19 protein-coding genes and 1 tRNA gene are annotated in these 13,605 nt (G+C 24.7%); all 20 read left to right on the forward strand.

Features of this window, described 5'->3' with window-relative positions; all coding sequences use genetic code 11:
* Positions 1-13: 13 nt before the first annotated feature.
* Positions 14-607 carry a PilZ domain-containing protein gene (locus NBW53_RS01930; RefSeq protein WP_250278439.1) on the forward strand — a complete coding sequence of 198 codons (594 nt, stop codon included), beginning with the start codon at positions 14-16 and terminating at the stop codon, positions 605-607.
* A gap of 30 nt (positions 608-637) precedes the next feature.
* Positions 638-1,129, forward strand: a complete 492-nt coding sequence (locus NBW53_RS01935; RefSeq protein ID WP_250278440.1) for a chemotaxis protein CheD — start codon at positions 638-640, stop codon at positions 1,127-1,129.
* Between the two features lie 13 nt (positions 1,130-1,142).
* Positions 1,143-1,448 (forward strand): hypothetical protein, encoded by a 306-nt coding sequence (locus tag NBW53_RS01940; RefSeq protein ID WP_250278441.1) that lies wholly within the window; start codon positions 1,143-1,145, stop codon positions 1,446-1,448.
* A 30-nt stretch (positions 1,449-1,478) separates the two neighbouring features.
* Positions 1,479-2,234, forward strand: a complete 756-nt coding sequence (locus NBW53_RS01945; protein ID WP_250278442.1) for a FliA/WhiG family RNA polymerase sigma factor — start codon at positions 1,479-1,481, stop codon at positions 2,232-2,234.
* A 28-nt stretch (positions 2,235-2,262) separates the two neighbouring features.
* Positions 2,263-3,837 (forward strand): DUF342 domain-containing protein, encoded by a 1,575-nt coding sequence (locus NBW53_RS01950; RefSeq protein WP_250278443.1) that lies wholly within the window; start codon positions 2,263-2,265, stop codon positions 3,835-3,837.
* A gap of 13 nt (positions 3,838-3,850) precedes the next feature.
* The gene (locus NBW53_RS01955; protein ID WP_250278444.1) at positions 3,851-4,156 is read left to right on the forward strand and encodes a hypothetical protein; all 306 of its coding nucleotides are present in this window, start codon (positions 3,851-3,853) and stop codon (positions 4,154-4,156) included.
* Positions 4,157-4,168: 12 nt separating this feature from the next.
* Entirely contained in the window at positions 4,169-4,645 is a 477-nt protein-coding gene (locus NBW53_RS01960) for a DUF6115 domain-containing protein (protein ID WP_250278445.1), read from the forward strand.
* Positions 4,642-4,914 carry a hypothetical protein gene (locus NBW53_RS01965; protein ID WP_250278446.1) on the forward strand — a complete coding sequence of 91 codons (273 nt, stop codon included), beginning with the start codon at positions 4,642-4,644 and terminating at the stop codon, positions 4,912-4,914. The genes NBW53_RS01960 and NBW53_RS01965 overlap by 4 nt, the downstream gene beginning before the upstream one ends.
* A 147-nt stretch (positions 4,915-5,061) precedes the next feature.
* The gene (locus NBW53_RS01970) at positions 5,062-5,709 is read left to right on the forward strand and encodes an adaptor protein MecA (protein ID WP_250278447.1); all 648 of its coding nucleotides are present in this window, start codon (positions 5,062-5,064) and stop codon (positions 5,707-5,709) included.
* A 199-nt stretch (positions 5,710-5,908) separates the two neighbouring features.
* Positions 5,909-6,172 carry a flagellar biosynthesis anti-sigma factor FlgM gene (locus NBW53_RS01975; protein ID WP_250278448.1) on the forward strand — a complete coding sequence of 88 codons (264 nt, stop codon included), beginning with the start codon at positions 5,909-5,911 and terminating at the stop codon, positions 6,170-6,172.
* 18 nt (positions 6,173-6,190) lie between these two features.
* A complete protein-coding gene (locus tag NBW53_RS01980) occupies positions 6,191-6,691 on the forward strand; it encodes a flagellar protein FlgN (RefSeq protein ID WP_250278449.1) in 501 nt (166 codons plus the stop codon).
* A gap of 24 nt (positions 6,692-6,715) precedes the next feature.
* Positions 6,716-8,308, forward strand: coding sequence for a flagellar hook-associated protein FlgK (gene flgK, locus NBW53_RS01985; protein ID WP_250278450.1), 1,593 nt, complete (start codon positions 6,716-6,718; stop codon positions 8,306-8,308).
* A gap of 13 nt (positions 8,309-8,321) precedes the next feature.
* A complete protein-coding gene (flgK, locus tag NBW53_RS01990) occupies positions 8,322-9,878 on the forward strand; it encodes a flagellar hook-associated protein FlgK (RefSeq protein WP_250278451.1) in 1,557 nt (518 codons plus the stop codon).
* A 12-nt stretch (positions 9,879-9,890) separates the two neighbouring features.
* Positions 9,891-10,883: a flagellar hook-associated protein FlgL gene (gene flgL / locus NBW53_RS01995; protein WP_250278452.1), complete on the forward strand. Its 993-nt coding sequence runs from the start codon at positions 9,891-9,893 to the stop codon at positions 10,881-10,883.
* Positions 10,884-10,947: 64 nt separating this feature from the next.
* A complete protein-coding gene (locus NBW53_RS02000) occupies positions 10,948-11,229 on the forward strand; it encodes a hypothetical protein (protein ID WP_250278453.1) in 282 nt (93 codons plus the stop codon).
* Between the two features lie 281 nt (positions 11,230-11,510).
* Positions 11,511-11,933, forward strand: a complete 423-nt coding sequence (locus NBW53_RS02005) for a polysaccharide deacetylase family protein (protein ID WP_250278454.1) — start codon at positions 11,511-11,513, stop codon at positions 11,931-11,933.
* 124 nt (positions 11,934-12,057) lie between these two features.
* Entirely contained in the window at positions 12,058-12,702 is a 645-nt protein-coding gene (locus NBW53_RS02010; RefSeq protein WP_250278455.1) for a formyltransferase family protein, read from the forward strand.
* Between the two features lie 16 nt (positions 12,703-12,718).
* Positions 12,719-13,168 carry a flagellar assembly protein FliW gene (gene fliW, locus NBW53_RS02015; protein ID WP_250278456.1) on the forward strand — a complete coding sequence of 150 codons (450 nt, stop codon included), beginning with the start codon at positions 12,719-12,721 and terminating at the stop codon, positions 13,166-13,168.
* Position 13,169: 1 nt separating this feature from the next.
* Positions 13,170-13,391, forward strand: coding sequence for a carbon storage regulator CsrA (gene csrA, locus NBW53_RS02020; protein ID WP_250278457.1), 222 nt, complete (start codon positions 13,170-13,172; stop codon positions 13,389-13,391).
* Positions 13,392-13,424: 33 nt separating this feature from the next.
* Positions 13,425-13,496 (forward strand) — tRNA-Arg (locus NBW53_RS02025).
* Positions 13,497-13,605: the final 109 nt, after the last annotated feature.

Here is a 13,605-nt window from a genome sequence, read left to right on the forward strand (position 1 = left end):
ATGAGGTGAAGTTGTGGAAATAGGAAATAAAATAATAATATCTTATAATAATACTAAACTAATATCTTTTATAGAAGATGTATTAGATGATGGTAGTATTTTAATACAAGCACCTTATACGTATAAAAATAAAATTTTATTAAATGAAAAGATTAAGTATAATATGGTTATATTAACTAATATTCAAATTATAAATGCAATAGTTACTATTAAAGATTATATAATTAATGGGAGAAGAGAATATTATATAATAAATATTTTACAAACATTTAAACAAGAAAATCAAAAAAGAAAATATGAAAGATTTTTTTGTAATTTACCATATAAAATATATTTAATAGATAAATATAAAGAAGAACAAATAAATGTTATAATTAAAGATATTAGTTTAGGAGGCATTAGATTTTTAGCTAATGTAGATATAGAGAAAAATGTAAATATAAAAATAAACTTAAATGAAGAAGATTTTTTAGCTAGTGGAGAAATAGTACAAACTCAGTATTATCCAAAAGCTAATTATAAAAATCAATATAGAATAAAATTTGATAATGTAGAAAATGGAGATTTATTAAAAAATTATTTTAAAAATACAAAAATGATTAATTGAGATTTACTCTTGGATAGGGGAAGGTTTAGTATGATAAGTTCTGGTTCTTTAATAGTTGGTATGGCAGATATGAATATAGCAAAAGATAAAGGAGTTTTAATAACTTTAGGATTAGGATCTTGTGTAGGAATTGCATTATATGACCCAGTTGCAAAGGTGGCTGGTTTAGCTCATTCTATGTTGCCAGATAGTAAAGAAATAAAAAATAATAGTAATATAGCAAAGTTTGTAGACTTAGCTACTATAAAATTAACTAAAGATATGATATCATATGGTGCTCAACAAAGTAGAATTGTTGCAAAGCTAGCTGGAGGAGCCCAAATGTTTGCCTTTGGTTCTACACATCCTAATATGAGAATAGGTGATAGAAATATTGAAGCGGCAGAGCGTATGTTAAGAAGACTTGGTATAAAAATATTGGCAAAAGATGTTGGAAAAACTTTTGGTAGAACCGTTGAATTAAGTGCTGAAGATGGTAAATTTACTATTAAAACTATAGAACACGGAACATATATTATATAAAAAGGTGAGTTTTATGTTAGAAAAGCTTAGAATAAAAATAACATTAATAGCAACTTTAGTTGTTACAATTTTTGCTTATCTATATAATGATGACTTTTTAAAAACTTGTTATGCTATTATTATAACAATAGTTGTATTTTATTTTTTAGGTGGATTTATTGAAATTTTCTTAAAAAATCAAATAGAAAAACTTGAAAATAATAAAATTAATCAAGATACAGAAAATGTAGAACATTTAGAAATAGAAGAAGAACTTGAGTATGATTATGTAGAAAGTGAACAAGAAGATGATGAAATTAATAATATAAGTAATGAATAAATAATATTTATTAAAGAGTGGTGAGTAATTTTGGAAGATACTAAACTATGGGAAGAATATGAAAAAACCAAAAGCCAAGAATTAAAAGAATGCATAATAAATAAATATGCTAATTTAGTTAAAATTGTTGCAGGTAGAATGAATATTTACACTAATTCTCAAATAGAATATGAAGATTTAATAGGGTATGGAATATTTGGTCTTATTGATGCAATAGACAAATTTGACTATAAAAAAGGTTATAAGTTTGAAACTTATGCCTCTCTTAGAATAAGAGGAGAAATAATAGATAATATTAGAAAAATAGATTGGATACCACGTTCTTTAAGACAAAAAAATAAGACTATAGAAGAGGCAATAGATAAATTTGAAATAGAATATGGTAGAGTACCTACAGAAGAAGAGTTGGCTAAAATTTTAGATATTTCAATAGAACAAGTTAAAGATTATCTAAAAAATTATTCGCTATATAATCTAGTATCTTTAGATGGATATTTAGAGCAAAATCATGAAAAACCAGTAGATACTTTAATTGAAAATGAAAAATATTTACCAGAAAAAGTATTACAACAAAAAGAAGATAAAAAAATATTAATAGAGGCTATTAATAGTCTTACTGAAAAACAAAGGCAAGTTATTACTTTATATTATTATGAGGAACTAACTTTAAAAGAAATTAGTAAGGTATTAGGAGTTTCTGAATCAAGGGTTTCTCAAATACATTCTAATTGTATGAGAATATTAAAAAATAAATTAGGAAATAGATATAATTTATTATATTTATAAACTTATATTTATATAGGGATAGAATTTTATGAGAGATATTTTAGATAGGGTAGTATTTTATGAAGATGGTATATATTTTTTAGTAGACTATAATAAAAAAAATCCCAAACAGGATATATTATATATTATTAATAAATATGAAATAAAAGATATTAATTATTTAGAATTAGAAAATAATATTAATAATAAAGAAGAATATATTTTTTTAACAGAGGATATAACAGCTATAGATATTAATGAAACTATGAAAGTATGTATATCTGAAGATAAAATAACAGCAGAAGTTACTTTTTTTCCACCACATAAAAATGGAAAGCTTTTAGATAAAAAGGAAATATTAGAACAAATTTTTAGTTATAATATTAAATTTGGACTTAATTTATCAAATATAGAAGATTTTATAAAAACAAGAGATTATAAAAGAACATATTTAATTGCTAGAGGTATGTACCCTAAGCAAAGTCAAAATGGATTTTTAAAATATTATGTTAATATAGAAGAAAAAAATTTAAGACCTAAAATATTAGATGATGGTACAATTGACTATAAAACATTAGATTTATTTGAAAATGTAAGAAAAGGCGATGTACTAGTTGAACAAGTAGACCCTATAAAAGGTGATAGTGGTAAAAATATTTATGGAGAGATTGTATTTAGTGATGAACCGATAAAATCACCAAGTTTACCAAAAGGTAAAAATACTGAAATATCAAAAGATGGAAAAAAACTTATATCTACTATAAATGGTTGTGTATTTTATAGAAATAATGTAATAGATATATTACCTATACTAGAAATAAAATCAGATATTAATAATAGTACAGGGAATATAGACTTTTTAGGTAATGTTATTGTAAGAGGGAATGTATTAAATGGCTTTACTATAAAAGCAGAAGGTGATGTAGATATATATGGCTGGGTTGAAGGTGCAACAATTGAGGCTAAAGGTGATATATTTATAGCACAAGGTGTTCAAGGAGCAGGAAAAGCTAAGCTAATTTCAGATGAAAATATAAATGTAAGCTTTATAGAAAATGCGACTATTATTTGTGAAAAAGACATAAATGTTAATTCTTTAATGCATTGTAATGTGTTTTGTAATGGAAACTTAACTGTTTTAGGCAAAAGAGGATTAATATTAGGTGGAAAATCTATTATATCTGGAAATTTAATAGCAAAAGACATAGGCTCTATAATGTCTAAAAATACAGATATTACAGTTGGCATAAGCTATAAAGTATTAGAAAAATATGAAGAATTTATAAAAATTTTAGATGATATAACTGAAAGATACAATGTATTAGAAAAAATAGTTGAAAAATTATCTGAAACTAATATAGAAGATTTATGTGAGCATAAAAGAATGATACTTGAAAAATCTATTAAAGAAAAATTAGAAATAAAAAAGAAAATTTTTAAATATAAAGAAATTATAAAAAGTTTAATACCTTTATTTAATAAAACTAATTCTCAAATAAAAGTAATAAATAAGCTTTATAGTGGTACAAAAATAGTTATTAATAATGCTATTATTTTTATAAAGGAAGATTTAGATAGCTGTATATTAAGAAATGTAGATGGTAAAATAAAAGTTTTTAAATAAGGAGGTGTTTATAATGGATATAAAGCCAATTGATGTACAAATGTTTATAAATAAATCTACGCAAATAAATAAATCAGAAGATTATAATCATAGAAATCTGGAACAAAATTTTATATTTTCTGAACATTTTAAAAAAAATACAGATATGGAAGGACAAAAAACTATAGAATCTAGCAAGACTGAAGAAGAAAACATAAATAAAGATAAAAAAGGAAAAGGTAATTTATATAATAAAAATAATAATAAGAAATCTCAAAGTTTAACAAAAGAAAAAGATAATAAAAAGGATAATTTAAGTTTTTTAGATATAAGTATATAGAGGTAAAAATTTATGGATATATTTAATTGGATTTTTATAATTATAATGATATTAGGATTTACTGTAATAATATCATCTATTTTAAAAATTAATAAATATAGTAATTCTACACCAATATCAGATATAGATAATCATATAAAGCAAATTAAAGAAACTATTGACCAAGCAGATTTAGCAATAGATGATTTGAATTTAATGTCTGAAGAAATATTTAAAAGATTTGATGAAAAACAAAGACAATTATTATTTTTATATGAAATTATAGAAAAGAAAAAATCTATGTCTAATAAGATAGATATAAAAATTGATGAAAATATTGCAAATCAAGGTACTTATAAAAATAAAAAATATATTAAATCTCATCCTATGGCAGATAAAATAAAAGAATTATACGATCAAAATATGACAATATCGGATATAGCAAAAACATTAAATATGGGTAAAGGTGAAGTAGAATTAATAATTAAATTTGGAAAGGGTAACCTATGAAAGAAAAATATATATTTTTTATTGGCTTAGGAACAGGTTTAGTTGTAGTATCTATTATTTCGCTTTTTTTATATAATGTATTAAAAGTTGATAATAATACAATTAATATAGCAACATCTACTACAGTTATAGAAAGCACAACAGAGGCTACAAGTATTCAAAATAATACTAACACTATAATAGAAAGTACAACAAAAGATATTAAAATAGAAATGGAAAAAAATATGGAAATATCTACTTATAAGCCATTTGAAATATCTACAAATTAATTTAAATAAACAAGGGATATTATACCTCTTTACAATGGTTTAAATATTATGTATACTATATATATATTTAACTTTGATGATAATAATTAAATATATAAAAATTTTTTTAAAGTTAATTTTAACTTTTAAATTTAAGGAAGTGATTTAATGAAAATAGAAAAAATAAATGATAATCAAATCAAATTTTTGCTTACAAACGAAGATTTGCAAGAAAGAGAAATTAAATTATCTGAATTAGCTCAAGGGTCTGAAAAAGCACAAGCTTTTTTTAGAGATATAATGACTGAAGCTATGTTAGATTGTGGATTTGATGCAACCAATACTCCACTTATGATAGAGGCAATGCCAGTTACTATGGATACTGTTATGATTATTGTATCTAAAGTAAATAAAGATGTAGATATAGATAAAGTTATATCATTATCTCCTAAAAGTTTAGAAGATAGAAAATATAAACAAAGTACAATTAAAAAATTTGAAGAAATAGAAGAAATAAGCTTAGAAAATATAGATAATGATAAAATATATATTTATTCATTTAAAAATTTAGAAGATATAATAAGTTTATCTAATAGAATAGTAGATATTTATGATGGTAACAATATACTATATAAATATCAAGATAGATATTTTTTATCATTAGAAAAAGTAAATAATATTGTTAATGATATAGAGTCTATCATATCTGAATATGGACAAAAACATATTTCTAATGTTATATCAAAATCTTATCTATATGAGTATGGTGAGGTTATAATAAAAAAAGATGCAATAAATATATTAGCTAATATATAAAACTATGCCTTATTTTGCTTATGTTAAATACATAAATAAAATAGGGCATAGTTTTATGCTATTTTAAAAGTTAATATTTTCCATTTTGAAAATATTTTAATATTATATATTAATATTTTTAATAATATATACGATATATATATAAGACAATAAAATTTATTAAAGGGAAGATATTTATTATAAAAGGAGGCCTTATTTTATGAAGATAAGCAATTTATTTAATACAACAAATATATATAACAAAACAATTAAAAATGATAAGAAAGTAGAAAAAACTAAAAAAGATAAAGATACTTTTGTAGTATCTGACAAAGCTAAAGATTTTCAAACAGTATTAAAAGCTGTTTCTAATAGTCCTGATGTTAGACAAGATAAAATAGATAAAATTAAAAGTCAAATAGAAGAAAAAAGCTATAATGTATCAACAGAAGATATTGTAGAAAAGCTATTTTCAAGATATTAATAAATATGAGGTGATATTTTGGCAAGCCTTATTAAAGAACTTATAGATACTCTTGAAGAACAAAATAATATTTATCAATCCCTTTTAGATATAGCATCTAAAAAGAAAGTTTCTATTATAGAAAATGATATATCTACATTACAACAATTTATAAAACAAGAAAATTTGTTGGTAGGAAAAAATCAAAAATTAGAAAAGAAAAGAATAGAAATTTTTAACGATATGTCTATGGTTTTAGGTAAAAGCAACGATTTATCTTTAAAAGATATTATTGATACTATAAATGGTCAAGAAGGACATAAAGAGCTTACATTAATTAGAGAAAAAATAATAGATGTTTTACCAAAACTAAAAACAATAAACGATCAAAATCAGGAACTTATAAAAATGTCTATGGATTATATAGATTTTTCTATAAATGTAATAAGAGGCGCTGGTGGCAACAGCCCTACTTATTATGATTTATCAGGTAACGAAATAAATTTGTCAGATAAAAAAATGTTTGATGCTAAACAATAAAAAACTGTAAAGGAGATTTTAATTATGGCATCTATGTCTAGTATTGGTATTGCTTTAAGTGGGCTTAGAGCAGCTCAATCCGGTTTATCGGTAACAGGTCATAACGTTTCAAATTCTACTGTAACAGGATATACAAGACAACAAGCTATACAACAAGATTTTTCGTATAGAAACTTGGGTTCAAGTCCAGTAGGAAGTTTGAAGTTACAAGTAGGACTTGGTACAAATGTATCACAAATAAGACAACTTAGAAATAAATTTTATGATGTAACATATAGAGAAGAAAATAGCTCCCTTGGATATTACTCTAGAAAATATACAGCAGGAGAAGAAATAAATACTATTATAGGTGAGTTACAAAGTGAATATAAAGCACAAGATGTAATAGTAGACTTATGGAACTCTATAAGTGAAATGAGTAAAAATCCAGCAGCTATAGAAACAAGGTCTGGATTTATACAAAGTTGTGTTAGTTTTTTAAACAAAATGCAAGATATTAATAAAAGTTTATTTGAATATCAAATGAATTTAAATAATCAAGTAAAAAGAGAAGTAAATGCTATAAATGATATTGTGTCTAAAATAGGTAATTTAAATCAAAAGATACAAGAAATAGAGGCAGACGGCAGTAGAGCTAATGACTTAAGAGATGAAAGAAATAATCTTTTAGATGAGCTTAGTGGTTATATTGATATAGAAGTAAAAGAAGTAGCAGTTGGTAATGGTAATAGTAGTAGAATAGATATATTAATACAAGGAAATGAACTTTTAGTAGGGAATATACAACAAAAAATAGGGCTTAAATATTGTAATGGTGATTATCCTTTTGTAGAACCAGTTTTTTCTAGCAGTCAAGAAATATTACCAGCAGAGGATACATCAGCAAAACTTTTTCCTAATTTAGCATCAGAAGATTTAGGTACAAATTCTACTAGTACTAAAGGGTCTTTAAAAGGTCTTTTAGTAGCTCGTGGTGAGGTTATAGGAAATTATGTTATGGATGATGCAGAAGTTGGCAATTTTTCTATACCTAATATACAAAAGAAAATAGATACACTTACACATGAGATAGTAACATTATTAAATGGTGCATCTACAAGTGGTGTAGGCTTAGATGGAAACAATGGAGTACCTATTTTTGTTAGAAAATCTGGTGTAGCACAAAATACACAAGAAGACCCTAAAAATTATGATACTTTATTTACTTTAGATAATATAATGATTAATCAAGACATATTAGAAGCAGAAGGTTACAATAGATTAGGTTTTTCTCAAGCTGGAGATAAAGATGATAATAGAATTTTGCTTGAACTTAGTAAAAAATGGAAAGAGCCAATAGATAGTTTAGAAGGTGCATCTATTGATGGATATTATAAAAAGATAATAACAGATTTTGCTGTGAAAGTGCAAGAAGATAGAGAAAAGTTAGATTCTAAGACAGGAAGTATTAATCTTGCAGATAATAAAAGAACTTCAATATCTGGTGTTTCTTTAGATGAAGAGCTTACTAATATGTTAAAATTTCAACACGCATATAATTCTGCGGCAAAAATTATAAATGTAATAGATGGTATGATGGATAAAGTTATAAATGGAACTGGTAGAGTAGGAATATAATAGGAGGTAATATATGGGTTCATCTTTTTTTGAATTTAATATAGCTACAACTGGGTTGTTTGCAGCTAGAGCAGGCTTAGAAATTACATCTCATAATGTATCAAATGTTGCAACACCTGGATATTCTAGACAATATATTAAACAAAAAGCTGGTATACCATTAGATAGATATAGTGGTGTAGGACAAGTTGGAACTGGTACAGTTGTTTATGGAATAGGTCAACATAGAGATGTATATTTAGACCAAAAATATTGGCCACAAGTAAGCACATTAGGGGAATATAGTCAAAAATCATCTCAGTTAAGCCTTATAGAAACTTCTCTTAGTGAATTATCTAAAACAAGTATAACAAATAATGTAAATGATTTTTTTAAATCTATATCAGACTTAGCTTTTTCTGCAGATAGCTTAGAGTATAGAATGGCAGTAATAAATAATGCAGATACATTAGTTACAAACATAAGAAATCATGCAACAAAGTTAAGACAACAACAGATAGATTTAAATGATGATGCTTATGCTCTTGTTGAACGTATAAATTCTATTGGCACACAAATAGCAAGTCTTAATGACCAAATATATACATATGAATTAGATGGAAACACAGCTAATGAGCTTAGAGACCAAAGAGCACTTTTAATAGATGAATTATCTAAATACGTTAATGTAGAAGTAAAAGAATATTCAGATGGTACTGGTAGAGAGCTTGATAAAAAATATGTTGTTTTATTAAATGGTCAAGAATTTGTAGACCATAAAACAAGTAGAAAATTAGAATGTATAAGAAGAGAAAATGCATTGCATCCTAATGACCCTCCAGGTCTTTATGATATTAAATGGGAAAATGGTGATGAGTTAAACTTAAAAACTCTTACTGGTGAATTAAAAGGTATATTAGACGTACGTGATGGAGATAGTGGCATAGGCGGTGGTGGTAGCTATAAAGGTATACCATATTATATAGACAAATTAAATGAATTTGTAAGAACTATGGCTTATGCTATGAACACTGGTAAAAGATTATCAGATGATGGAGATTTAGAAGGTGTAATAGGTCATCAAGATGGATTTGATATGAAAGGAAATAAAGGTGGACTTTTATTTAGTATGGTTGATCCTACTACAGGAAAAACAGTAACTAATATTGCAGATTATTCAGATATAAATGTATTTAATTTTGCAATATCAGATGAAATAAAAGCAGATCCTTCAAAACTTGCAATATCAGATACTAATGATTCAACACAAGAAAGTAATAATAAAGTTGTGCTTGGATTTTTAAAACTTAAAGATGATACATCTTTATTTGCAGAAGGTGGAGCATACCAGTTTGTTAATGCTATTTCTGCTACTTTAGGTATAGATACAAAACAAGCTAATAGTTTTACATCTTTTTATACAGATGTTACAAAAACTATAGACAACCAAAGAATGCAAGTTTCAGCTGTTAGTATAAATGAAGAAATAACTAATATGGTTAAATATCAACATTTATATCAAGCAGCATCAAAGCTTATGAATGTTATAAATGAAGTATATAATACTACAATAAATGGACTTGGTGTTTAGGGAGGTTAAAAAATGAGAGTAACAAATTCTATGATGTCTAATAGGCTTCTTACAAATGTTAATAGAAATTTATCTTTGTTAGACAAATATAATACTCAAGGTTCAACTGGGAAGAAAATACAAGTACCTTCAGATGACCCAATCATAGCTAGCCGTTCTTTAAAATTTAGAACAATGCTTGCAGAAACAGAGCAATATGCTAAAAATACTTCAGATGCTACATCTTGGATAGATGCTACAGAAACAGTATTTGTTAATATGAATAGAATATTAGAAGATATGAAAGGTTTAATGACTCAAGGAGCTAATGATACATATACATTAGAAGATAGAAAAAAATTATTAACTGAATATATGTCTTTAGTTGGTCAATTAGAGCAAGAGCTTAATAGTGACTATATGGGAAGAAATTTATTTTCTGGATTTAGAACAGATAAAAAACCTATCATACAAGATGCAAATGGAGTTAATATATTAAATCCGGAAGTATACGGAGATAATACAACACCATCTATAGCAGGACAAAAAATAGAAGTTCAAGTTGGTGCTGGTATTACAGTTGACATTAATACTCTTGCAACAGATGTTTATGACAAAAAAGATTATGATACATTAAGAGGTTTAATAAATCCAAAGTTTAATAAATCATTTGAAGAAATTATAAAAGAAATAGATGGATTAAAAACAGAAGAAGAAAAGCTAAATTGGGAAAAAGCTAATGACCTTAGAGGACAAATGGCAGAAACTATACAAAGTATAGAAGACTTTCAAGCTAAGCTATCTATTCAAGATACAGATATAGGTGTTCGCTCTAAAAGGGTAGAGCTTGTTCAAGTAAGGCTTGAAGATGATAAAGTAAACTATAAATCTGTTATGAGCCAAAATGAAGATGCGGATATAGCAGAGGTTATGATGAACTACAATACAGCTAATGCAGCATATATGGCTTCTCTTAACATTGGTATGAAAATAACTCAAACAACTTTAGCAGATTATTTAAGATAAAAATATATAATAGATATTGTAAATATTATAAAGTATAAGTATTATATAGAAATAGAGGATAAATATGATAGATACAGGACATGCGATAATGTTTCATCATTTCTATGATAACAATGAACATATATATGGTCAAGGTGCAATTAATAGAAAAGATTTATTAAATATATTAGATTATTATAATAGTAAATATAAAATTATAGATAGTAAAGAGTGGTTAGAAAAAGCTTTAAAAAATAAATTAGAGAAAAAAGATGTATGTCTTACATTTGATGATGGATTAAAATGCCAATATGATATAGCAAATTTAGTTCTACAAGAATTGTCGGGGGGGGGAATAATACTTTAACAGCGTTTTATTTTATATATACAGATATATATACAAAACAATTTAGTAAATTAGAAGTTTATAGATATTTTAGAACTATAACATACAATGATATAGATGATTTTTATAATGAATTCTTTGAGTTATTAATTAATCATAAAAATATAGGATATCAAGTAAAAAATATTATATATAATTTTAATGAAAAAGAATATTTAAAAGATTATAAATTTTATACATATAATGATAAATTATTTAGATATTTAAGAGATAATATAATTTATGAAAGTTATGATTATTTTATGAATAAAATTATGAAAAAATATAACTTTAATATTGAAGAAAGTGCTAAAAAGTTATGGATAAGCAAAGAGCAAATAAAAGATTTGCATAAACAAGGTAACGTTATAGGATTACATAGCCATACACATCCAACAGATATTACAAAGCTTTCTAAAGAGGGACAATATAAAGAATATTTGACTAATAAAAATATTTTAGAAGATATTATAAATGACAATATAATTTGTATGTCTCATCCTTGTGGAAGATATAATAATGATACATTAGAAGTACTAAAAAACCTTAATATAAAAATAGGTTTTACAAGTAATATGATTTTAAATAATAATACAAAATATGAATTTTTAAGAGAAGATCATGCAAATATTTTTAATAATTTAAGGAAAAATAATAATTATGAAAATAACTATATTTACAAGTAATCAACCAAGACATTTAAGATTAATAGATGAATTAGCTAAAATAAGTGATGAAGTATTTGCTATATAAGAATGTAATACAGTATTTCCAGGGATAAAAAAAGATTTTTTTAATAATTCTGAAATAATGAAAGAGTATTTTTATAATGTTATAAAAGCTGAAAATGAAGTTTTTGGAAATATATTTTTTACAAGAGAAAATGTTAGAACATTATCTATAAAATCTGGAGATTTAAATAATATTAATATTGAAAATTTAAAAAGTGCATTAAACTCTGATATATATGTAGTTTTTGGAAGTAGTTTTATAAAAGAACCATTGGTAGATTTCTTAGTAGAAAAAAAAGCAATTAATATCCATATGGGAATAAGCCCTTATTATAGGGGGAGTTCATGTAACTTTTGGGCTGCATATGATAAAAATCCAGAACTTATAGGTGCAACTATACATCTTTTAAGTACAGGTCTTGATTCAGGTGATATGCTATATCATGCTTTACCAAAAGCAGAAAAAATAAATCCATTTTTATTAGGAATGAAAGCTGTAAAAGTAGCTCAAGATTCGTTAGTTGATAGAATATACAATAAAGAAATATATAGTTATTTGCCAGTTAAACAAGATAAAGATAAAGAAATTAGATATACTAGAAATATAAATTTTAATGACGAAGTAGCAAAAGAATATTTAGATAATTTACCAACAGAAGAAGAAATATTTATGAAATTAAGCAATAGAGATGAAAGATTATTTTTAAATCCTTATATAAAATAGTTTTGGAGGTGCATTTATGACAATAAAGACAAAATTTTTTGGGGATATAGATGTAGATGATAATAAAGTAATAACATTTAAAGATGGATTGCCAGGGTTTGAAAATATAACTAAATTTTTATTTATGACAGATGAAGATGAGAATAGCCCATTTTCTTGGTTACAATCTATAGAAGATATAGATATAGTATTTACATTATTTAATGTATTTAAGGTATTGCCAGACTATAATCCTAATGTAGATATAGAGCTTTTAGATACTTTAGGAGATATAAAAGATGAAAATTTAGCTATATATTGTATAGCTACTATACCACCTAAAAATGTAAAAGAAATGACAATAAATTTAAAAGCACCTATTGTAATAAATTTAGATAATAATAATGCAAAACAAGTTATATGTAATAATGAAGAATATCCTATAAAATACTATGTGCACAAAGAAGTAAAAAAGGGTGGTGAATGATGTGTTAGCCCTTAGTAGAAAAAAAGGTGATTCTATAATTATAAATGATGAAATAGAAATAGTGATTATAGATATAGGAAAAGAACAAGTAAAAATAGGCATAAATGCACCAAAACATATACCGATATATAGAAAAGAGATAATTGAACAGATAACAAAAGAAAATAAACAAGCTGTATTAGATGTAGATATTAAAAATATAAAAAAATTATTTGACATTTAAACATATATAATTTATAATTAATTAAATATGTTTGCCTTCATAGTTAAATGGATATAACAAGCCCCTCCTAAGGGCTAGTTGTTGGTTCGATTCCAACTGAGGGTGTATTAAAAAAGTTGATAGCAATTTACTATCAACTTTTTTAAGTTTATAACAAATATTAGCTAATTTTATTAATGAGTATAATAGGGTAGTTAGAGGTTAATAAAGATAT

The organism is [Clostridium] colinum, assembly GCF_940677205.1.
Lineage (GTDB): Bacteria > Bacillota > Clostridia > Lachnospirales > CAG-274 > Tyzzerella > Tyzzerella colina.

What these genes read in the sequence shown, in the direction of transcription:
- NBW53_RS01935 (WP_250278440.1), top strand. Translation starts at nt 638, where the DNA reads ATGATAAGTTCTGGTTCTTTAATAGTTGGTATGGCAGATATGAATATA.
- NBW53_RS01940 (WP_250278441.1), top strand. Translation starts at nt 1,143, where the DNA reads ATGTTAGAAAAGCTTAGAATAAAAATAACATTAATAGCAACTTTAGTT.
- NBW53_RS01950 (WP_250278443.1), top strand. Translation starts at nt 2,263, where the DNA reads ATGAGAGATATTTTAGATAGGGTAGTATTTTATGAAGATGGTATATAT.
- NBW53_RS01955 (WP_250278444.1), top strand. Translation starts at nt 3,851, where the DNA reads ATGGATATAAAGCCAATTGATGTACAAATGTTTATAAATAAATCTACG.
- NBW53_RS01960 (WP_250278445.1), top strand. Translation starts at nt 4,169, where the DNA reads ATGGATATATTTAATTGGATTTTTATAATTATAATGATATTAGGATTT.
- NBW53_RS01965 (WP_250278446.1), top strand. Translation starts at nt 4,642, where the DNA reads ATGAAAGAAAAATATATATTTTTTATTGGCTTAGGAACAGGTTTAGTT.
- NBW53_RS01970 (WP_250278447.1), top strand. Translation starts at nt 5,062, where the DNA reads ATGAAAATAGAAAAAATAAATGATAATCAAATCAAATTTTTGCTTACA.
- NBW53_RS01975 (WP_250278448.1), top strand. Translation starts at nt 5,909, where the DNA reads ATGAAGATAAGCAATTTATTTAATACAACAAATATATATAACAAAACA.
- flgK (WP_250278450.1), top strand. Translation starts at nt 6,716, where the DNA reads ATGGCATCTATGTCTAGTATTGGTATTGCTTTAAGTGGGCTTAGAGCA.
- flgK (WP_250278451.1), top strand. Translation starts at nt 8,322, where the DNA reads ATGGGTTCATCTTTTTTTGAATTTAATATAGCTACAACTGGGTTGTTT.
- flgL (WP_250278452.1), top strand. Translation starts at nt 9,891, where the DNA reads ATGAGAGTAACAAATTCTATGATGTCTAATAGGCTTCTTACAAATGTT.
- NBW53_RS02000 (WP_250278453.1), top strand. Translation starts at nt 10,948, where the DNA reads ATGATAGATACAGGACATGCGATAATGTTTCATCATTTCTATGATAAC.
- NBW53_RS02005 (WP_250278454.1), top strand. Translation starts at nt 11,511, where the DNA reads ATGAATAAAATTATGAAAAAATATAACTTTAATATTGAAGAAAGTGCT.
- NBW53_RS02010 (WP_250278455.1), top strand. Translation starts at nt 12,058, where the DNA reads ATGAAAGAGTATTTTTATAATGTTATAAAAGCTGAAAATGAAGTTTTT.
- fliW (WP_250278456.1), top strand. Translation starts at nt 12,719, where the DNA reads ATGACAATAAAGACAAAATTTTTTGGGGATATAGATGTAGATGATAAT.